The following is a 14,559-nucleotide window of genomic DNA, read 5'->3' as shown; positions in this document are numbered from 1 at the left end:
CTCCCCGCGCGTCACGGTTCCGGCGGCCTCACCCGTCGGTGAAGGTCTCGCCCTTCTCGGCCTTCTCCACCAGCAGCGCGGGCGGCGCGAACCGGTCGCCGTAGAGCGTCTGCAGCTCGCGGGCCCGCGCCACGAAACCGGGCAGGCCGCCTTCGTAGCCGTTGACGTACTGGAGCACGCCGCCGGTCCAGCCGGGGAAGCCGATGCCCAGGAGGGAGCCGATGTTGGCGTCGGCCACCGAGCTCAGCACGCCCTCCTGGAGGCAGCGGACGCCGTCGAGCGCCTCGGCGAAGAGCATCCGCTCCTTCATGTCCTCGAAGGGGACGGCGGCGTCGGGACGGGTGAAGTGCTCGCGCAGCCCCGGCCACAGGCCCGTGCGCTTCCCGTCCGCGTCGTAGTCGTAGAAGCCGGCCCCACCGCTGCGGCCGGTGCGGCCGAACTCCTCGACCATCCGGTCGAGGACGGCGTCGGCCGGGTGCGGCCGCCAGGTGCCGCCGGCGGCCTCCACCGCGCGCCGCGCCTCGTTCCGGATCCTGCGCGGCAGGGTCAGGGTCAGCTCGTCCACCAGGGAGAGCACCTTGGCCGGGTAGCCGGCCTGGGCGGCGGCCTGCTCGACGGAGGCCGGGTCGACGCCCTCGGCCACCAGCGCCACGCCCTCGTTGATGAACCGCCCGATCACGCGGGAGGTGAAGAAGCCGCGCGAGTCCCCCACCACGATGGGGGTCTTGTCGATCTGCCGCACCAGGTCGAAGGCGCGGGCGACCGCCTCGTCGCCGGTCCGCTCGCCCCGGACGATCTCCACCAGCGGCATCTTGTCGACGGGCGAGAAGAAGTGCAGGCCGATGAAGTCCCGCTGTCGCTCGACGCCCTCGGCCAGCGAGGTGATGGGGAGGGTGGAGGTGTTGGAGCACAGCAGCGCGTCGGGGGCGACGACGTCCTGGACCTCGGCGAGGACCTTGTGCTTGAGGGCGGTGTCCTCGAAGACCGCCTCGATCACCGCGTCGCACCCGGCGAGCGCGGCCACCTCGGCGGTGGGGGTGATGCGTCCCAGCAGCGCGTCGCGCTTCTCCGGCGTCGTGCGGCCCCTGGCCAGGGCCTTGTCCAGCAGACCGGCGGAGTACGCCTTGCCCTTCTCGGCGGCCTCCGCCGTCACGTCCTTGAGGACGACCTCGATGCCGGCCCTGGCGCAGGCGTAGGCGATGCCCGCGCCCATCATGCCCGCGCCGAGGACGCCGACCTTCCGCACCGTCCGGGGCTCGACGTCCCGAGGGCGGCTGCGGCCGGAGTTGACGGCCTGGAGGTCGAAGAAGAACGCCTGGATCATGTTCTTCGCCGTCTGTCCGACCGCCAGCTCGGTGAAGTGGCGGGACTCGATCTCCTGGGCGGTGTCGAAGTCGACCTGGGCGCTCTCGACGGCCGCGGCCAGGATGTTGCGCTGGGCCGGGTAGGGGGCGCCGCCGAGCTGCTTGGCGAGGTTGGCGGGGAACGCCGGGAGGTCGGCGGCGAACTTCGGATCGGCGGGGGTGCCGCCGGGGATCCGGTACCCCTTGACGTCCCAGGGCTGGACGGAGGTGGGGTGGGCGTCGACGAACGCCCGCGCCCGCGCCAGCATCTCCTCGGGGCTCTCCACGACCTCGTGGACCAGACCCTTCTCCATGGCCTGGCGGGGACGGTACTGCCGCCCCTGGAGCAGGACGTTCAGCAGGGCGTCGGCGATGCCCAGCAGCCGCACGGTGCGGACCACTCCCCCGCCGCCGGGCAGCAGACCGAGGGTGGCCTCGGGCAGGCCGATCTTCGACCCCTTCGCGTCGAGGGCGACGCGGTGGTGGCAGGCGAGCGCGATCTCCAGGCCGCCGCCGAGGGCGGCGCCGTTGGTCGCGGCGACGACGGGCTTGCCGAGGGTCTCGATGCGGCGCAGGTCGCGCTTGACGGCCATGCCGCGGTCGAAGAGTTCCCGGGCCTGTTCGGGCCTGACGGCGAGCAGGTCGTTGAGGTCGCCGCCGGCGAAGAAGGTCCTCTTGGCGGAGGTGACGATGACGCCGCGGACGGTGTCGCGCTCGGCCTCCAGGCGGTCGGCGACGGCCGCCAGGGAGGCGGCGAAGGCGGCGTTCATGGTGTTGGCGGACTGGTTCGGGTCGTCCAGGGTGAGGGTGACGACACCGGTGTCGTCCTGCTCCCAGCGGATGGTGGAGGGGGCTGCCATGGTGGGTTCTCGGTCTCCGTTGAGGTGTGCTGCGGCGGGCGCGTCGGACAGGGGCGGGTGCGCCGTCGGTCAGAGGCGTTCGACGACGGTGGCGATGCCCATGCCGCCGCCGACGCAGAGGGTGGCCAGGCCGTACCGGAGGTCGCGGCGCTCCAGTTCGTCGACGAGGGTGCCCAGGATCATCGCACCGGTGGCCCCCAGCGGGTGGCCCATGGCGATGGCGCCGCCGTTGACGTTGACCTTGTCCATCGGCAGGCCCATGTCCTTCACGAAGCGCAGGACCACGGCCGCGAAGGCCTCGTTGATCTCCACCAGGTCGATGTCGTCGATGGTCAGGCCCGCCTTGGCCAACGCCTTGCGGGAGGCCGGGGCCGGGCCGGTGAGCATGATCGTCGGGTCGGAGCCGGAGACGGCGGCCGAGACGATCCGGGCGCGGGGGGCGAGGCCGTAGCGCTCCCCCACCTCGCGGTTGCCGATGGCCACCAGCGCCGAGCCGTCCACGATGCCGGAGGAGTTGCCCGCGTGGTGGACGTGGTCGATCCGCTCGACCCAGTGGTACTTCTGCAGCGCCACCGCGTCGAAGCCGCCCGCCTCGCCGATCGTCGCGAAGGACGGCTTGAGGGCGGCCAGGGAGTCGGCGGTGGTGCCGGGCCGCATGTGCTCGTCGCGGTCCAGGACGACCAGGCCGCTGCGGTCGGTGACGGGGACGACCGAGCGGTCGAAGCGGCCCTCCTTCCAGGCGGTCGCGGCGCGTTCCTGGGACAGGGCGGCGTACTCGTCCACGTCGCGGCGGCTGAAGCCCTCGATGGTGGCGATGAGGTCGGCGCCGATGCCCTGCGGGACGAAACCGGTCTCGAAGCTGGTCATCGGGTCCATGGCCCAGGCTCCGCCGTCGGAGCCCATCGGCACCCGCGACATCGATTCCACGCCGCCGGCCAGGACGAGGTCCTCCCAGCCGGAGCGGACCTTGGCGGCGGCCAGGTTGACCGCCTCCAGGCCCGAGGCGCAGAAGCGGTTCTCCTGGACGCCGGCCACCGTGTCCGGCAGCCCGGCGGCCACGGCGGCGGTCCGGGCGATGTCGGCGCCCTGGTCGCCGATGGGGGTGACGACGCCGAGCACGATGTCGTCGATCGCCGCCGGGTCCAGGTCGGGGAAGCGGCGGCGCAGTTCGTGGATCAGGCCGACGACGAGGTCGATCGGTTTGGTGCCGTGCAGGGCGCCACTGGCCTTGCCGCGCCCGCGCGGGGTGCGGACGGCGTCGTAGATGTACGCGTCACAGGTCACGGTCTGGGAGCCTTTCGGGAGTTTCTCGGGGCGGCGGGTCGGGAGTCGTTCGGGGCGGGGCGAGGGTCGGCAACCCCCAGTCGTGGGCCACCTCGGCGGCGTCCGCGCCGGGCACGGCGGGCGGGCGGCGCACCGCGCCGGGGGTGGTGGAGAAGCGGGGCGCGGGGGCGGGCTGGGTGACGCCCGCGTGGGTGACGAAGGTGGCGCGGGCGGCCAGGTGGGGATGGGAGGGGGCCTCGCGCAGGGAGAGGACGGGGGCGACGCAGGCGTCGGTGCCGGCGAAGACCGCCGTCCACTCGTCACGGGTGCGGGTGCGGAAGCGGGCGGCGACGGCCTCGCGCAACTCGCCCCAGCGGGCGGGGTCGTCGCGGTCGGGCACGGCGTCGGCCACACCGCCGTCCCCGCCCTCGGACAGGCCCAACAGCCGGACGAACAGGTCGTAGAAGGGCCGCTCCAGGGCGCCGACGGCCATCCAGCCGCCGTCGGAGGTCTCGTAGACGCCGTAGAAGGGGCAGCCGCCGTCCAACAGGTTGACGCCCCGGCGGTCCTGCCAGACACCGGCGGCCACCATGCCGTGGATCATGGCGGTCAGATGGCTGGTGCCGTCGACGACCGCGGCGTCGACGACCTGACCGCGCCCGCCTGCGGCGCGGGCGTGGTGGAGGGCGGCGAGGACGCCGACGACCAGGTAGAGGGAGCCGCCCGCGTAGTCGCCCAGGAGGTTGGCGGGGATCGCGGGCGGGCCGTCGGCCGGGCCGACCAGGCCCAGTGCGCCGGTGACGGCGGTGTAGCCGACGTCGTGCCCGGCGCTGTGCGCCAGGGGGCCCTCCTGGCCCCAGCCCGTCATCCGTCCGTAGACGAGCCTGGGGTTGCGGGCCAGGCACTCCGTCGGGCCGACCCCGAGGCGTTCGGCGACGCCGGGGCGGTAGCCCTCGATCAGGACGTCGGCGCGTTCGGCGAGGTCCAGGACGGTGGCGGCGCCCCGCTCGGTCTTGAGGTCGACCACCACCGAGCGCTTGTTGCGGCCCGTGACGTCGAGGGCGGGGTCGATGCCCAGGGTCTGGCCACCGGGACGGTCGACGCGGACCACGTCGGCGCCGAGGTCGCCCAGGAGCATGGCGGCGAACGGGCCGGGGCCGATGCCCGCCAGCTCCACCACCCGCACTCCGGCGAGCGGGCCGTGGCCGCCGTCTGCCGCCGTCATGGGGGCTCCCAACCGTCCCGGTCGCCGCGTCGCGACCGTATGACACCGGTGATGTAACACTGGCGATGCTAAGAACGTGTTCCACTTTCCACAAGCCCCCGCGGCGCCGGTCGCCGCCTTCCCACGGTCGGGGGGTCGCGGTTACCTGAGGGCCTCCTCCGCCCGACCGGTGTCCTCGACGCAGTCGGGGACGTCGCCGCTGTGCTCCACCGGGCTGGTGAAGTAGGACAGGATCCATCCCGCGTGCGGGCTGTCCGGGGTGCTTTCCAGTTCCGGGTCGCCCTTCCGCCAGATCCGGTCGGTCGGCCACGCGACTTTCAACCAGGTGTCCTCGGCGCCGTAGTTGGCCCACCCGGCGGTGAACCCGGTGTTCCGCTGCCGGCAGAGAACCCACAGGGTGCGAGCCTTGAAGACGTGGCCGACGCGATCACAGCCTTTCTCCCAGGGGCAGCTTCGAACGAACACCCCCAGATCCTGGCCTTCCGACACCGTCTTGACGGTGGTGTAGGGCCACGGACCTTCCCCACCGGGGGCCTCGTCGCCGGAGAAGTCGTCGGGAGGCGTGGGGGAGGTGTCGAACTCGCAGACGACGTTGGAGTCGCCGTCGCCTTCTCCCGAACCGCCGACGGTGACACCGCAGGCCCTCTCGAAGGTGCCGTCGACGGAACGCGTGTTGTCCTCCCCCTTTCCCCCGTCGTCGCCCCTCGTCATGTCGGCCGCGATGATCGTCGCCGCCCCTCCGATGACGGCGGCGGAGATCGCCGCGGCGAGCACTATTCGCTGGTTCTTGGTCAGGGCCACGACTTTCCTCCGCGGAGTCCCGAAAACCCCTGCCCCGGCATGACCGAAATGAATATGCCAAAAGACAGGGTGACGATCGGTGGGAAATGGCGGCCGCGGTTTCCCGCCTCGCTCGCCATTTCGAACTTCTCACGGTTTCCGGCGCCTTGGGACGTGTAACGCGTCGTCATGGCTTTCGTGTGACAGAGGTCACTTCTCCTGACAAGATCGTCAAAAGGTGCAGATACCTTTCTGTTGGCCGTCGGCAACACATCGGACACGCCATGCGACATGTCGCGCTCTCCGTGGACCGGCGGATCCCGGGGTCGGCGAGGTCGCGGAAGCCGCGGACGAGTCCTTCCCCCGACTCGGTCGCTCGGTCGCCGATCTCGGAACGTCTCGCTCCGTCTCCCCTCGCGCCGCGCCGTGGCTCCGGGCGCCGCGAGGCGGTTCGTCCGGGCTCGTCCGCGAGAGGGCGCGGCCCCGGCGGTCCCGCCCCGGCGGGACGGGACCGTCGGGGCGCGGACGCGCGGGAATCAGGGACTGGTGCAGGTGATGTCGCCCGGTGCCGCCGAGGAACCGCCGGTGACGGTGAAGCCGAACGTGACGGTGCCGTTGGCCGCGACGGTGCCGTTCCAGGGGGCGTTGCTCACCGTGATGGTTCCGCTGGTCCCACTGTTCCGGCCGTTCCAGACGCTGCCGATGGACTGACCGGGGGCCAGGGTCATGCCGACGGTCCATCCGTTGAGCGCGTCGACGCCGGCGTTGCGGACCGACACCTCGCCCTGGAAGCCGCCGGACCAACTGTTGACCGTGCGGTAGCCGGCGGTGCAGGCCCCGTTCGTGCCGCCGGTGGTTCCTCCGGTGGTACCGGCGTTGGTGCCGCCGGTGTCACCGCCACCGGTGTCACCACCCGTGGCACCGCCGGTGTCACCACCGGTGTCACCACCCGTGGCGCCGCCCGTGGTGCCGGTGTCGGGGAGGTTCGGGGTCTGCCAGTTCCTCCACTCGGAGAGGTTGCCGGACTTCGCGGGGGAGGTCCTGAACACGCCGGAGGTGTTGCCCGTCTTCAGCAGGAACTTCTGGATGTTCTGCTGGAGGGGAGTCCTCCATTCGGACCTGACGGCGCAGTGGCTGCCGTCCCGGACGTCGGACCAGTAGGTGATGTTGTCCCCCGCGCCGAGCGCCTTGTAGATCTCCGCTCCGCCCAGGGCCGCCACGTTCCCGGACCTGGCGCCCAGCCAGTCGATGTGGGGGTTGTCCATGACGAACAGCCCTCGCGGCGCGATCATGCCCACGATCTGGTGCGTGTCCACCGGCAGCGAGTTCGGATTGCCCGTGTAGGAGCCGAACGCGTCGCCCAGCCACGGTTGCTCGGAGTAGGCGCTGCTCAGCGGCTGCGCGCCGTTCTCCCTGGCGATCGACCGGAAGGCGCCGACACCGCCGCTGCCCGACTCGATCGGCATGGTCAGGGCGATGCGCTGGTCGAACGCACCGGCCACGAAGGCGCCCTTGCCGTACCGCGAGCAGCCGGTGACGCCGGTCGCGTCCGCCGTGAGGAGGTTGCCGCCCGACTGCTCGATGACGTCGATGATCCGGCTCACGCCCCAGGCCCAGGCCGTCAGCAGCCCCGTGCCGCTGGAGGAGCCGTAGATGCTGTAGAACGCGCCTTGCTTGTTGTTCCGCGGCGTGCCCTCCCGCCCGACCGTGAAGGGGTCGTAGCTGATGACGGCGGCACCGGAGGCCTTGATGGTGGCCGTGTCCGCTCCGAGTCCCCCGTAGACGACGACGGCCGGGAAGGGCCCGGAACCGCTGGGCAGTTCGACGTTCGCCGAGAAACCGGCGCTCCTGCCCTGGTGCGTCACGTTCACGGTGATACCGGTCCTCGACACCGTTCCCGTGACGCTCTCCGGTTTTCCGGGCTTCTCGCCGTAGACGGTCCGCTCCGCCAGTTCCTTGATCTCCGCCCGTCGGCACCGCCAGTCGGACCTGGTGGTGACGCGCGTGCCGTTCAGCTTCGTGAAGGGGTCGGGGAGCATGGAGGTGCCGGTCGAGCCGCCCGGCTCGGGCACCGGGCAGTCGGCACCGTCGTACTCGACGGCGGGGGCGGCCTGCGCGACGGTGGGGAGGTCGTCGGCGGCGCCCGCCTGCGCGCCGAGGGCGGTGGCGGCCAGAGTCGCGGCGGCCGCGAAGACCGCGGCTGCCCACACCCGGGGTCGATGTCGTTGGAAGCGCATGGGGTCCTCCAGAGGAGGGCGCGCGGTCGGCGGACCGGCCCCTGTCGGGTGACGCGGGGTCACGTGGCCGCCGGTGCGCGCCGGATGGTGGGGAGTGCGCCGGTCCGGACGGGCAGGGGCGCCGCCACGAGCGCGGTCGAGAAGGTCCGTGCGGACTTCCCGGCGGGTCCGCGCGAGCCGCGGGACGCCGAACCGGACCCGGGAGCGCTCCCAGACTAGGAAGGAGTCCGGGACATGACAACGGGACGGCACGGGCCGCTCCAGGTCGGCCGTTTCCGCGCCCCCCTCGGCGGGCCCACCGTCCACCGCCTGCCGACGAAACGGGAGAAACCACTGCACAACCCGCCCCTCGCCCCGGCGTTCGTCAGAATTTTTCGGCCATATTCCGGTAGGCAAGCTCATTTTTTTCGGAAATTTTCGGGTCCGGCGCCCGTCCCCACACCCCGTCGCGCGTGCGTCCGTGTCCCGCCGTAGGGTCGGGCACCGACGGAGGATCCCGTCCGCTTCCCCCCGCTCACCCAGGAGGCAGAAGTGTCCCGGAACGACCGCGAGCACGATCTGGTGTTGTTCGGCGCGACCGGTTTCACCGGCGGACTGACGGCCGAGTACCTGGCCGCCCACGCCCCCGACGGCTTTCGATGGGCGCTGGCGGGCCGCAACCGCGACAAGCTGCTGCGGTTGCGCGAGCGCCTGGCGGAGACCGACCCGGCCTGCGCCGGCCTGCCTCTGCTGCACGCCGACGCCTTCGACCCCGACTCGCTGCGCGCCGTCGCGGGGAGCACCCGTGTGGTCGCCACCACCGTGGGTCCCTACGTCCGGCACGGCGAGCCCCTGGTGGCCGCGTGCGCCGAGGCCGGGACGGACTACGCGGATCTCACCGGGGAGCCGGAGTTCGTCGACCGGATGTACCTGCGTCACCACGAGCGGGCCCGCGAGAGCGGGGCACGGCTGGTGCATGCCTGCGGCTTCGACTCCGTGCCGCACGACCTGGGCGTGCTGTTCACCGTGGAGCGGCTGCCCGAGGGCGTGCCGCTGCGGATCGACGGGTACGTGCGCGCGTCCGGCGCCTTCTCCGGCGGAACGTTCGCCTCCGCGCTGACGGCGTTCTCCCGGCGGCGGCAGGCGGAGGCCGCGGCGCGAGAGCGGCGACGGGTGGAACCCCGTCCGGCCGGGCGGCGGATCGGCGCTCCCCTGGACCGGCCGCGCCGCAGCGGCAAGGCGGGCGCGTGGGCGGTGCCGCTGCCCACCGTCGACCCGCAGGTCGTGGCACGGTCGGCCGCCGCGCTGGAACGGTACGGTCCGGACTTCCGTTACCGGCACTACGCGGCCGTCCGTCGGTTGCCCGTCGCCGTGGGCGGCGTCGTGGGGGCCGGTGCGCTGTTCGCGCTCGCCCGGTTCCCGACCGCCCGCCGGGCGTTGTCGGCCCGCTGGGCGCCGGGCGAGGGCCCGGATCCGGGGCGACGCGCGAGGAGCTGGTTCACGGTCCGCTTCTTCGGCGAGGGCGGGGGCCGGCGCGTGGTCACGGAGGTCTCCGGCGGCGATCCGGGGTACGGCGAGACGGCGAAGATGCTGGCGGAGTCGGCGATGTGCCTGGCCCTCGACGACCTGCCCGAGACCTCGGGGCAGGTCACCACGGCCGTCGCGATGGGGAACGCGCTGACGGAGCGCCTGGTCGGGGCGGGGATCTCGTTCCGGGTGGTCTCCCGCCCGGACCGCCCCTGAGGAGGAGTCCGGGCGGCCCGCGCCCCCACGCGACGCCCGAGGGCCGTCCGACCCGCGGATCGGACGGCCTTCGGCGAGCGGTTCGGACGTGTCCCGGAACGGGGAGGCCGCGCGTGCCGTGCGGCGGTGGGAGCGGTGGTCGTCAGCAGGCCCACTTGTGGGAGCGGAGGAAGTGGCCCGTGCCGTTGTTGCCCACGAAGTTGCCGCGTCCGCCCTTCGCGGTGCAGCCCGCGCGGCCCTTGTAGTCGGCGCCCGTGTAGTACGACACCGAGGCGCCGGAGGTTCCGTTGTTGTAGACGGACTGTGCCCTGGTCGTCCCGGACCAGGAGCAGCGGATGGCGCCACCGCGCCAGTCGGGGTCGTCACCGGGCCAGGCGCACATCCGGCCGGTGCCGTTGTCCCCCGTCCAGAAGCAGACGTGCCGGCTCGGGCAGTCGCTCCAACCGGCGGGCGCGGCCTGCGCGCCGCTCGGCAGGCTCAGCCCGGCGGCGGCCGCGATCGTCGCGAAGCCGACGAGCGCCCTCCTCCGGAATGTGGTCCTCCGCATCATGTTCTCCTCTCGGTCGCCCTCGTTGGCGACCGCATCGTCCCACCGCCGGAAGCAGGAGAAACGGCAGAGAACCCGTCATTCCACCCAATGCGTCACGATGTGTCAGCTTCCCGTCGCCCAGGAGGCTATGACGTAGACCATGGCGATCACCCACCCCAGGGCGAGTGTCCCCGCCAGACCGAACGCCAGGGCGGGCCCTCGTCCGAACTCCGAGGCCAGGGTGGGGGACAGTTCCGGGGTGCCGTGCGTGTGCTCCATGATCCGTTCCATACTTCTCAGCGTGCCGTCCGCGACGGAGTCCAAACATCCGTACGGGTACTCAGTTCCGTTGTCGATCAACGTAGTTGCCGGCACCGACAAGGGGACGGGGCCGGGACCGGGCCGGGACGGGGTCGGCCGTACGGCACACTGCGGGCATGGAACAACGCTCCTGGGCCCGGCTGTGGGCCGCGCTGGGCGGTGACCCGGCCCTGGTCGAACACGTCCGCCTCGTCCCGCGCGGCCTCCCCGCGCCCGTCCTGCCCGCGCGGCTGCCGGTGCGGGAGCTGGGCCGGGCCACCGTCGCGGTGTGTGCCCTGGCGGCGGCCGAGTGGGCGGCCCGGCGCGCGGGCGCCCCCGTCCCGGCCGCGCGGGTGGACGACGGCGCGGTGGCCACCGCGTTCACCAGCGAGCGCCACCTGCGCGTCGACGGGCGTCCGGCGGCCACCTTCGCGCCGCTGTCGCGCTTCTGGCGCACCGCCGACGGCTGGGTGCGCACCCACGCCAACTACCCGCACCACCGTGCCCGGCTGCTGACCGCGCTCGGCGTTCCCGACCCCGGTGACGACGGCGACGAGGGGGCGGCGGCCGACGCCGTCGCCGCCGAACTGGCCGACCGCCGCGCGGAGGACGTCGAGGAGGCGGTGTACGCGGCGGGGGGCCTGGCCGTCGCCGTCCGCACCCCCGAACGGTGGGCGGCGCACCCCCAGGGCACGGCCGTGGCCGGGCTCCCCCTGGTGGGACGCGAACGCCTGGACGACGCTCCACCACCGCCGCTGCCGCCGTCCGGTCCGCGCGTGCTGGACCTCACCCGGGTCATCGCCGGCCCGGTGGCCACCCGGACGCTGGCGCTGCTGGGCGCCGACGTGCTGCGGATCGACCCTCCCGACATGCCCGAGAGCGCGGACGCCCACGCCGACACCGGCTTCGGCAAGCGTTCGACCCTGCTGGACCTCGCCTCCCGCTCCGGCCGCGCGACCTTCGAGGAGTTGCTGGCCGAGGCCCACGTGGTGGTCACCGGCTACCGGCCCGGCGCTCTGGACCGCTTCGGCCTGTCGGCCCGGGAGCTGGCCGAGCGGCGGCCCGGCCTGGTGGTCGCGGAGCTGAACGCGTGGGGCGGCGCCGTGGGGCCGTGGGGCGGACGACGGGGGTTCGACAGCCTGGTGCAGGCGGCGAGCGGCATCGCGGTGGCCGAGGGGAAGGAGGACGGCCGCCCCGGCGCGCTCCCCGCACAGGCCCTGGACCACGGCACGGGCTATCTGCTGGCGGCCGCCGTGCTGCGGTCGCTCACCGAGCAGCACGGCGACGGGGACGGCGGCACCCGGCACGCGCGCCTGTCCCTGGCCCGGACGGCGCACTGGCTGCAACACGAGCTGAGCGGCGCCCCGGAGACGGTGGCCGGGGCGCGGGAGCCGTACGACCCGGCCGACTGGCTCACCGAGACCGTCGGCCCGCTGGGGCGGCTGCGCCACGCCGTCCCCCCGGTGGCGTACGAGGGCGGGCCCGACGGCTGGGCGCGTCCGCCGGGCCCGGTGGGCGCCGACAGACCCGAGTGGCCCTGACGGCCGGCGCCTCGCTCCGGCTCACCCGTCCGCGCCGTGCCCCAGGTGCTTCCCGTGGTCGCCGAGGTGACCGCGCCCGGTCTTCCCGCCCTCGCCGCCCTTGGGGTCGCGGGACTTGCGTTCCACCGCGACCCCGCCCCAGAAGGCGAGGCCGGTGACCACCACGCGCGGCGCGGCGGGCTCTCCCTCGCCGACGGCGCCGTGGTCGAAGCCGCCCATGATGCCGACGCCGTTCACCTCGACCTCCACTCCCGGCGGGACGACGATGTGGAGACCGCCCATGATCGCGAAGCAGCGGATCTCCACCTCGCGGTCCTCGAAGCGCGCCTCGCGCAGGTCGATCTCGCCTCCGCCCCAGAAGGCGAAACCGGTGAAGCGACGCGGGACCGTCCAGCGGCCCCTGCGCAGGAAACCGCCCATGATCGCCACGCCACCGCGCGAGGTGGGCGTGCCGCCGACCCGATCCGCCCACCGGCGGTGTCCCTCCGCGGGCTCCGCCGGGGTGCCGGTCCGGGGCAGGTCCCTGATCAACGGTGCCAGCTCCCCCTGGGTGCGGGCGGCGTAGGCGGAGTCCAGCCGATCCTGGAACTCCGCCATGTCCAGCCGGCCTTCGGCCACCGCTTCCCGGAGCACTTCGGCCACGCGCTCCCGGTCGGCGTCGGAGGCCCTCATCTCGGGCAGGTCGTCGGTCATGACGGCAGGTTACGCGCCTTCGGCGCCCGGTCCGAGGCGGCCCTCGGGCCGGGCGACCCGTCGGCCCCTCAGACCAGGTCGATGCCCGGGTACAGCGGGTGCCCGGCCAGCAGGTCGGCGGCGCGGGCGGCGACGGACTCGGCGGTCTCCTCCGCCAGGACGTACCGGGCCTTGGAGGGGGCACCGGCGGCGGTGGTGCCGGGCTCGGCGGCGGTGAGCACGGTGTGGATCAGGTCGGCGACCTCGTCCATCTCCGCCGTGCCCAGTCCGCGGGTGGTGAGCGCGGGGGTGCCGAGGCGGATGCCGGAGGTGTACCAGGCGCCGTTGGGGTCGCGCGGCACGGCGTTGCGGTTGGTGACGATTCCGGCGGCCAGCAGGGCGTCCTCGGCCTGGCGGCCGGTGAGGCCGTAACCGGAGACGTCCACCAGGGCGAGGTGGTTGTCGGTGCCGCCGGTGACGAGGGCGGCGCCGCGTCGCATCAGGCCCTCGGCGAGCGCGGCGGCGTTCTCCACCACCTGCCGGGCGTAGTCGCCGAAGGCGGGCCGGCGGGCCTCGGCCAGGGCCACGGCCTTGGCCGCCATGACGTTGGGCAGCGGGCCGCCGAGCACCATGGGACAGCCGCGGTCGACGTGCTCGGTCAGCGCCTCGTCGCACAGCACCATGCCGCCGCGCGGGCCGCGCAGGGACTTGTGGGTCGTGGTGGTGACGATGTCGGCGTGCGGCACGGGGTCGAAGTCGCCGGTGAGGACCTTGCCCGCGACCAGGCCGGCGAAGTGGGCCATGTCGACCATCAGGGTGGCGCCGACCTCGTCGGCGATCTCCCGCATGATCCGGAAGTTCACCTTCCGGGGGTAGGCGGAGTAGCCGGCGATCAGGATGAGCGGGCGGAACTCGCGGGCGGCGGCGCGCACCGCGTCGTAGTCGAGCAGGCCGGTGTCCGGGTCGGTGCCGTAACTGCGCTGCGCGAACATCTTGCCGGAGATGTTGGGACGGAAGCCGTGGGTGAGATGGCCACCGGCGTCCAGGGACATGCCCAGCATCCGCTGGTCGCCCAGCTCGCGCCGGAGGGCCTCCCAGTCCTCGTCGGTCAGGTCGTTGACGTGCTTCGCGCCGGCGCGCCGAAGGGCCGGGCTCTCCACCCGCTGGGCGAGGACGGCCCAGAAGGCGACGAGGTTGGCGTCGATGCCGGAGTGCGGCTGGACGTAGGCGTGGTCGGCGCCGAACAGCTCGCGGGCGTGCTCGGCGGCGAGCGCCTCGACGGCGTCGACGTTGCGGCAGCCGGCGTAGAAGCGACGGCCGACGGTGCCCTCGGCGTACTTGTCGCTGAGCCAGTTGCCCATGGCCAGCAGCACGGCCGGGGAGGCGTAGTTCTCGCTGGCGATCAGCTTGAGGGAGGCGCGCTGGTCGGCGATCTCGGCGCCGATGGCGTCGGCGACGCGCGGCTCGACCGCGCGGATGACCTCCAGGGCGCTGGTGAAGGCCGTGGAGGCAGTGGCTGTGGTGGCTGTGGTGGCCACGGTGGCCGCGGTGCTCGGGGTGGGGTCGGTGGCCATGGGCCCTCTCCTTGGCGTCTTGACGACGGTCCGGGCGGCCCAGGCGCGCGGCTCTTGTCCGCACGTGACGCGGCACGTGCGCAGGGCCGCTCCCCGATGGTCGGTTCCATCCGAATGCGCCAGTCACGGCCCGCCGCCGAGCCTAGCACTCGCGCGCCGACCGGCCCTGGGGCACGGTGGAACGAGAACCGAACGCGCCCCCACCACCGCAGGAGGCCACCATGACCGACCACACCTACCGGGTGACCGAGATCGTCGGCACCTCGCACGAGGGCGTCGACCAGGCGATCCGCAACGGGCTCGACCGTGCCTCGCAGACCCTGCGGCACCTGGACTGGTTCGAGGTGACGCAGGTCCGGGGCAACATCGCGGACGGTGCGGTCGAGCACTACCAGGTCTGCCTGAAGGTCGGCTTCCGCCTGGAGGAGGGGGAGTAGGACGCGAGCACCGCGGGGCCCCGTGCGGCCCCGCGTCCGTCCCCGCCCCCTTTCACCCCCCTTTCACCCCTTCGAT

General features: G+C 73.4%; 12 protein-coding genes and 1 riboswitch. Of the genes, 3 read left to right on the top strand and 9 right to left on the bottom strand.

Features of this window, described 5'->3' with window-relative positions:
* Positions 1–28 precede the first annotated feature (28 nt).
* The 5 genes from F0L17_RS21935 to F0L17_RS21915 all read right to left on the bottom strand — a co-directional run bounded on the left by F0L17_RS21935 (position 29) and on the right by F0L17_RS21915 (position 7,708).
* On the bottom strand, positions 29–2,203 hold the full coding sequence (locus F0L17_RS21935) for a 3-hydroxyacyl-CoA dehydrogenase NAD-binding domain-containing protein (protein ID WP_155072404.1): 2,175 nt from the start codon (positions 2,201–2,203) through the stop codon (positions 29–31).
* A 69-nt stretch (positions 2,204–2,272) separates the two neighbouring features.
* Complete coding sequence (locus F0L17_RS21930) at positions 2,273–3,487, bottom strand: acetyl-CoA C-acetyltransferase (RefSeq protein ID WP_162466544.1); 1,215 nt, start codon at positions 3,485–3,487, stop codon at positions 2,273–2,275.
* The gene (locus F0L17_RS21925; RefSeq protein ID WP_155072403.1) at positions 3,477–4,691 is read right to left on the bottom strand and encodes a CaiB/BaiF CoA transferase family protein; all 1,215 of its coding nucleotides are present in this window, start codon (positions 4,689–4,691) and stop codon (positions 3,477–3,479) included. The genes F0L17_RS21930 and F0L17_RS21925 overlap by 11 nt, the downstream gene beginning before the upstream one ends.
* Positions 4,692–4,832: 141 nt before the next feature.
* Positions 4,833–5,492: a hypothetical protein gene (locus tag F0L17_RS21920; RefSeq protein ID WP_155072402.1), complete on the bottom strand. Its 660-nt coding sequence runs from the start codon at positions 5,490–5,492 to the stop codon at positions 4,833–4,835.
* Between the two features lie 515 nt (positions 5,493–6,007).
* Positions 6,008–7,708, bottom strand: coding sequence for a glucuronyl esterase domain-containing protein (locus F0L17_RS21915; RefSeq protein ID WP_202917908.1), 1,701 nt, complete (start codon positions 7,706–7,708; stop codon positions 6,008–6,010).
* Between the two features lie 531 nt (positions 7,709–8,239).
* Here F0L17_RS21915 and F0L17_RS21910 point away from each other — a divergent pair.
* Entirely contained in the window at positions 8,240–9,430 is a 1,191-nt protein-coding gene (locus F0L17_RS21910) for a saccharopine dehydrogenase NADP-binding domain-containing protein (RefSeq protein ID WP_162466543.1), read from the top strand.
* Between the two features lie 142 nt (positions 9,431–9,572).
* Here F0L17_RS21910 and F0L17_RS21905 read toward each other — a convergent pair whose 3' ends face one another.
* Both F0L17_RS21905 and mmpA read right to left on the bottom strand, forming a co-directional pair.
* Positions 9,573–9,977: a peptidase inhibitor family I36 protein gene (locus F0L17_RS21905; protein WP_238419527.1), complete on the bottom strand. Its 405-nt coding sequence runs from the start codon at positions 9,975–9,977 to the stop codon at positions 9,573–9,575.
* Between the two features lie 105 nt (positions 9,978–10,082).
* On the bottom strand, positions 10,083–10,238 hold the full coding sequence (gene mmpA, locus F0L17_RS21900; RefSeq protein ID WP_155072400.1) for a morphogenic membrane protein MmpA: 156 nt from the start codon (positions 10,236–10,238) through the stop codon (positions 10,083–10,085).
* 158 nt (positions 10,239–10,396) lie between these two features.
* Between mmpA and F0L17_RS21895 the strand changes: the two genes are divergently transcribed.
* Positions 10,397–11,800 (top strand): CoA transferase, encoded by a 1,404-nt coding sequence (locus F0L17_RS21895; protein WP_155072399.1) that lies wholly within the window; start codon positions 10,397–10,399, stop codon positions 11,798–11,800.
* 21 nt (positions 11,801–11,821) lie between these two features.
* On the opposite strand, the gene F0L17_RS21890 is transcribed toward F0L17_RS21895, so the two are convergent.
* On the bottom strand, positions 11,822–12,493 hold the full coding sequence (locus tag F0L17_RS21890; RefSeq protein WP_155072398.1) for a DUF1707 SHOCT-like domain-containing protein: 672 nt from the start codon (positions 12,491–12,493) through the stop codon (positions 11,822–11,824).
* A gap of 68 nt (positions 12,494–12,561) precedes the next feature.
* The gene (locus F0L17_RS21885) at positions 12,562–14,046 is read right to left on the bottom strand and encodes a glycine hydroxymethyltransferase (protein WP_155072397.1); all 1,485 of its coding nucleotides are present in this window, start codon (positions 14,044–14,046) and stop codon (positions 12,562–12,564) included.
* A gap of 30 nt (positions 14,047–14,076) precedes the next feature.
* A riboswitch (ZMP/ZTP riboswitch) is annotated at positions 14,077–14,183 on the bottom strand.
* An 84-nt stretch (positions 14,184–14,267) separates the two neighbouring features.
* On the opposite strand from F0L17_RS21885, the gene F0L17_RS21880 reads away from it, so the two are divergent.
* The gene (locus F0L17_RS21880; protein ID WP_155072396.1) at positions 14,268–14,483 is read left to right on the top strand and encodes a dodecin; all 216 of its coding nucleotides are present in this window, start codon (positions 14,268–14,270) and stop codon (positions 14,481–14,483) included.
* Positions 14,484–14,559 lie beyond the last annotated feature (76 nt).

Origin of the sequence: Streptomyces taklimakanensis (assembly GCF_009709575.1) — a bacterium.
In the GTDB taxonomy this organism is placed as follows: domain Bacteria; phylum Actinomycetota; class Actinomycetes; order Streptomycetales; family Streptomycetaceae; genus Streptomyces; species Streptomyces taklimakanensis.
This window is presented reverse-complemented; position numbering and strand designations above follow the sequence as displayed.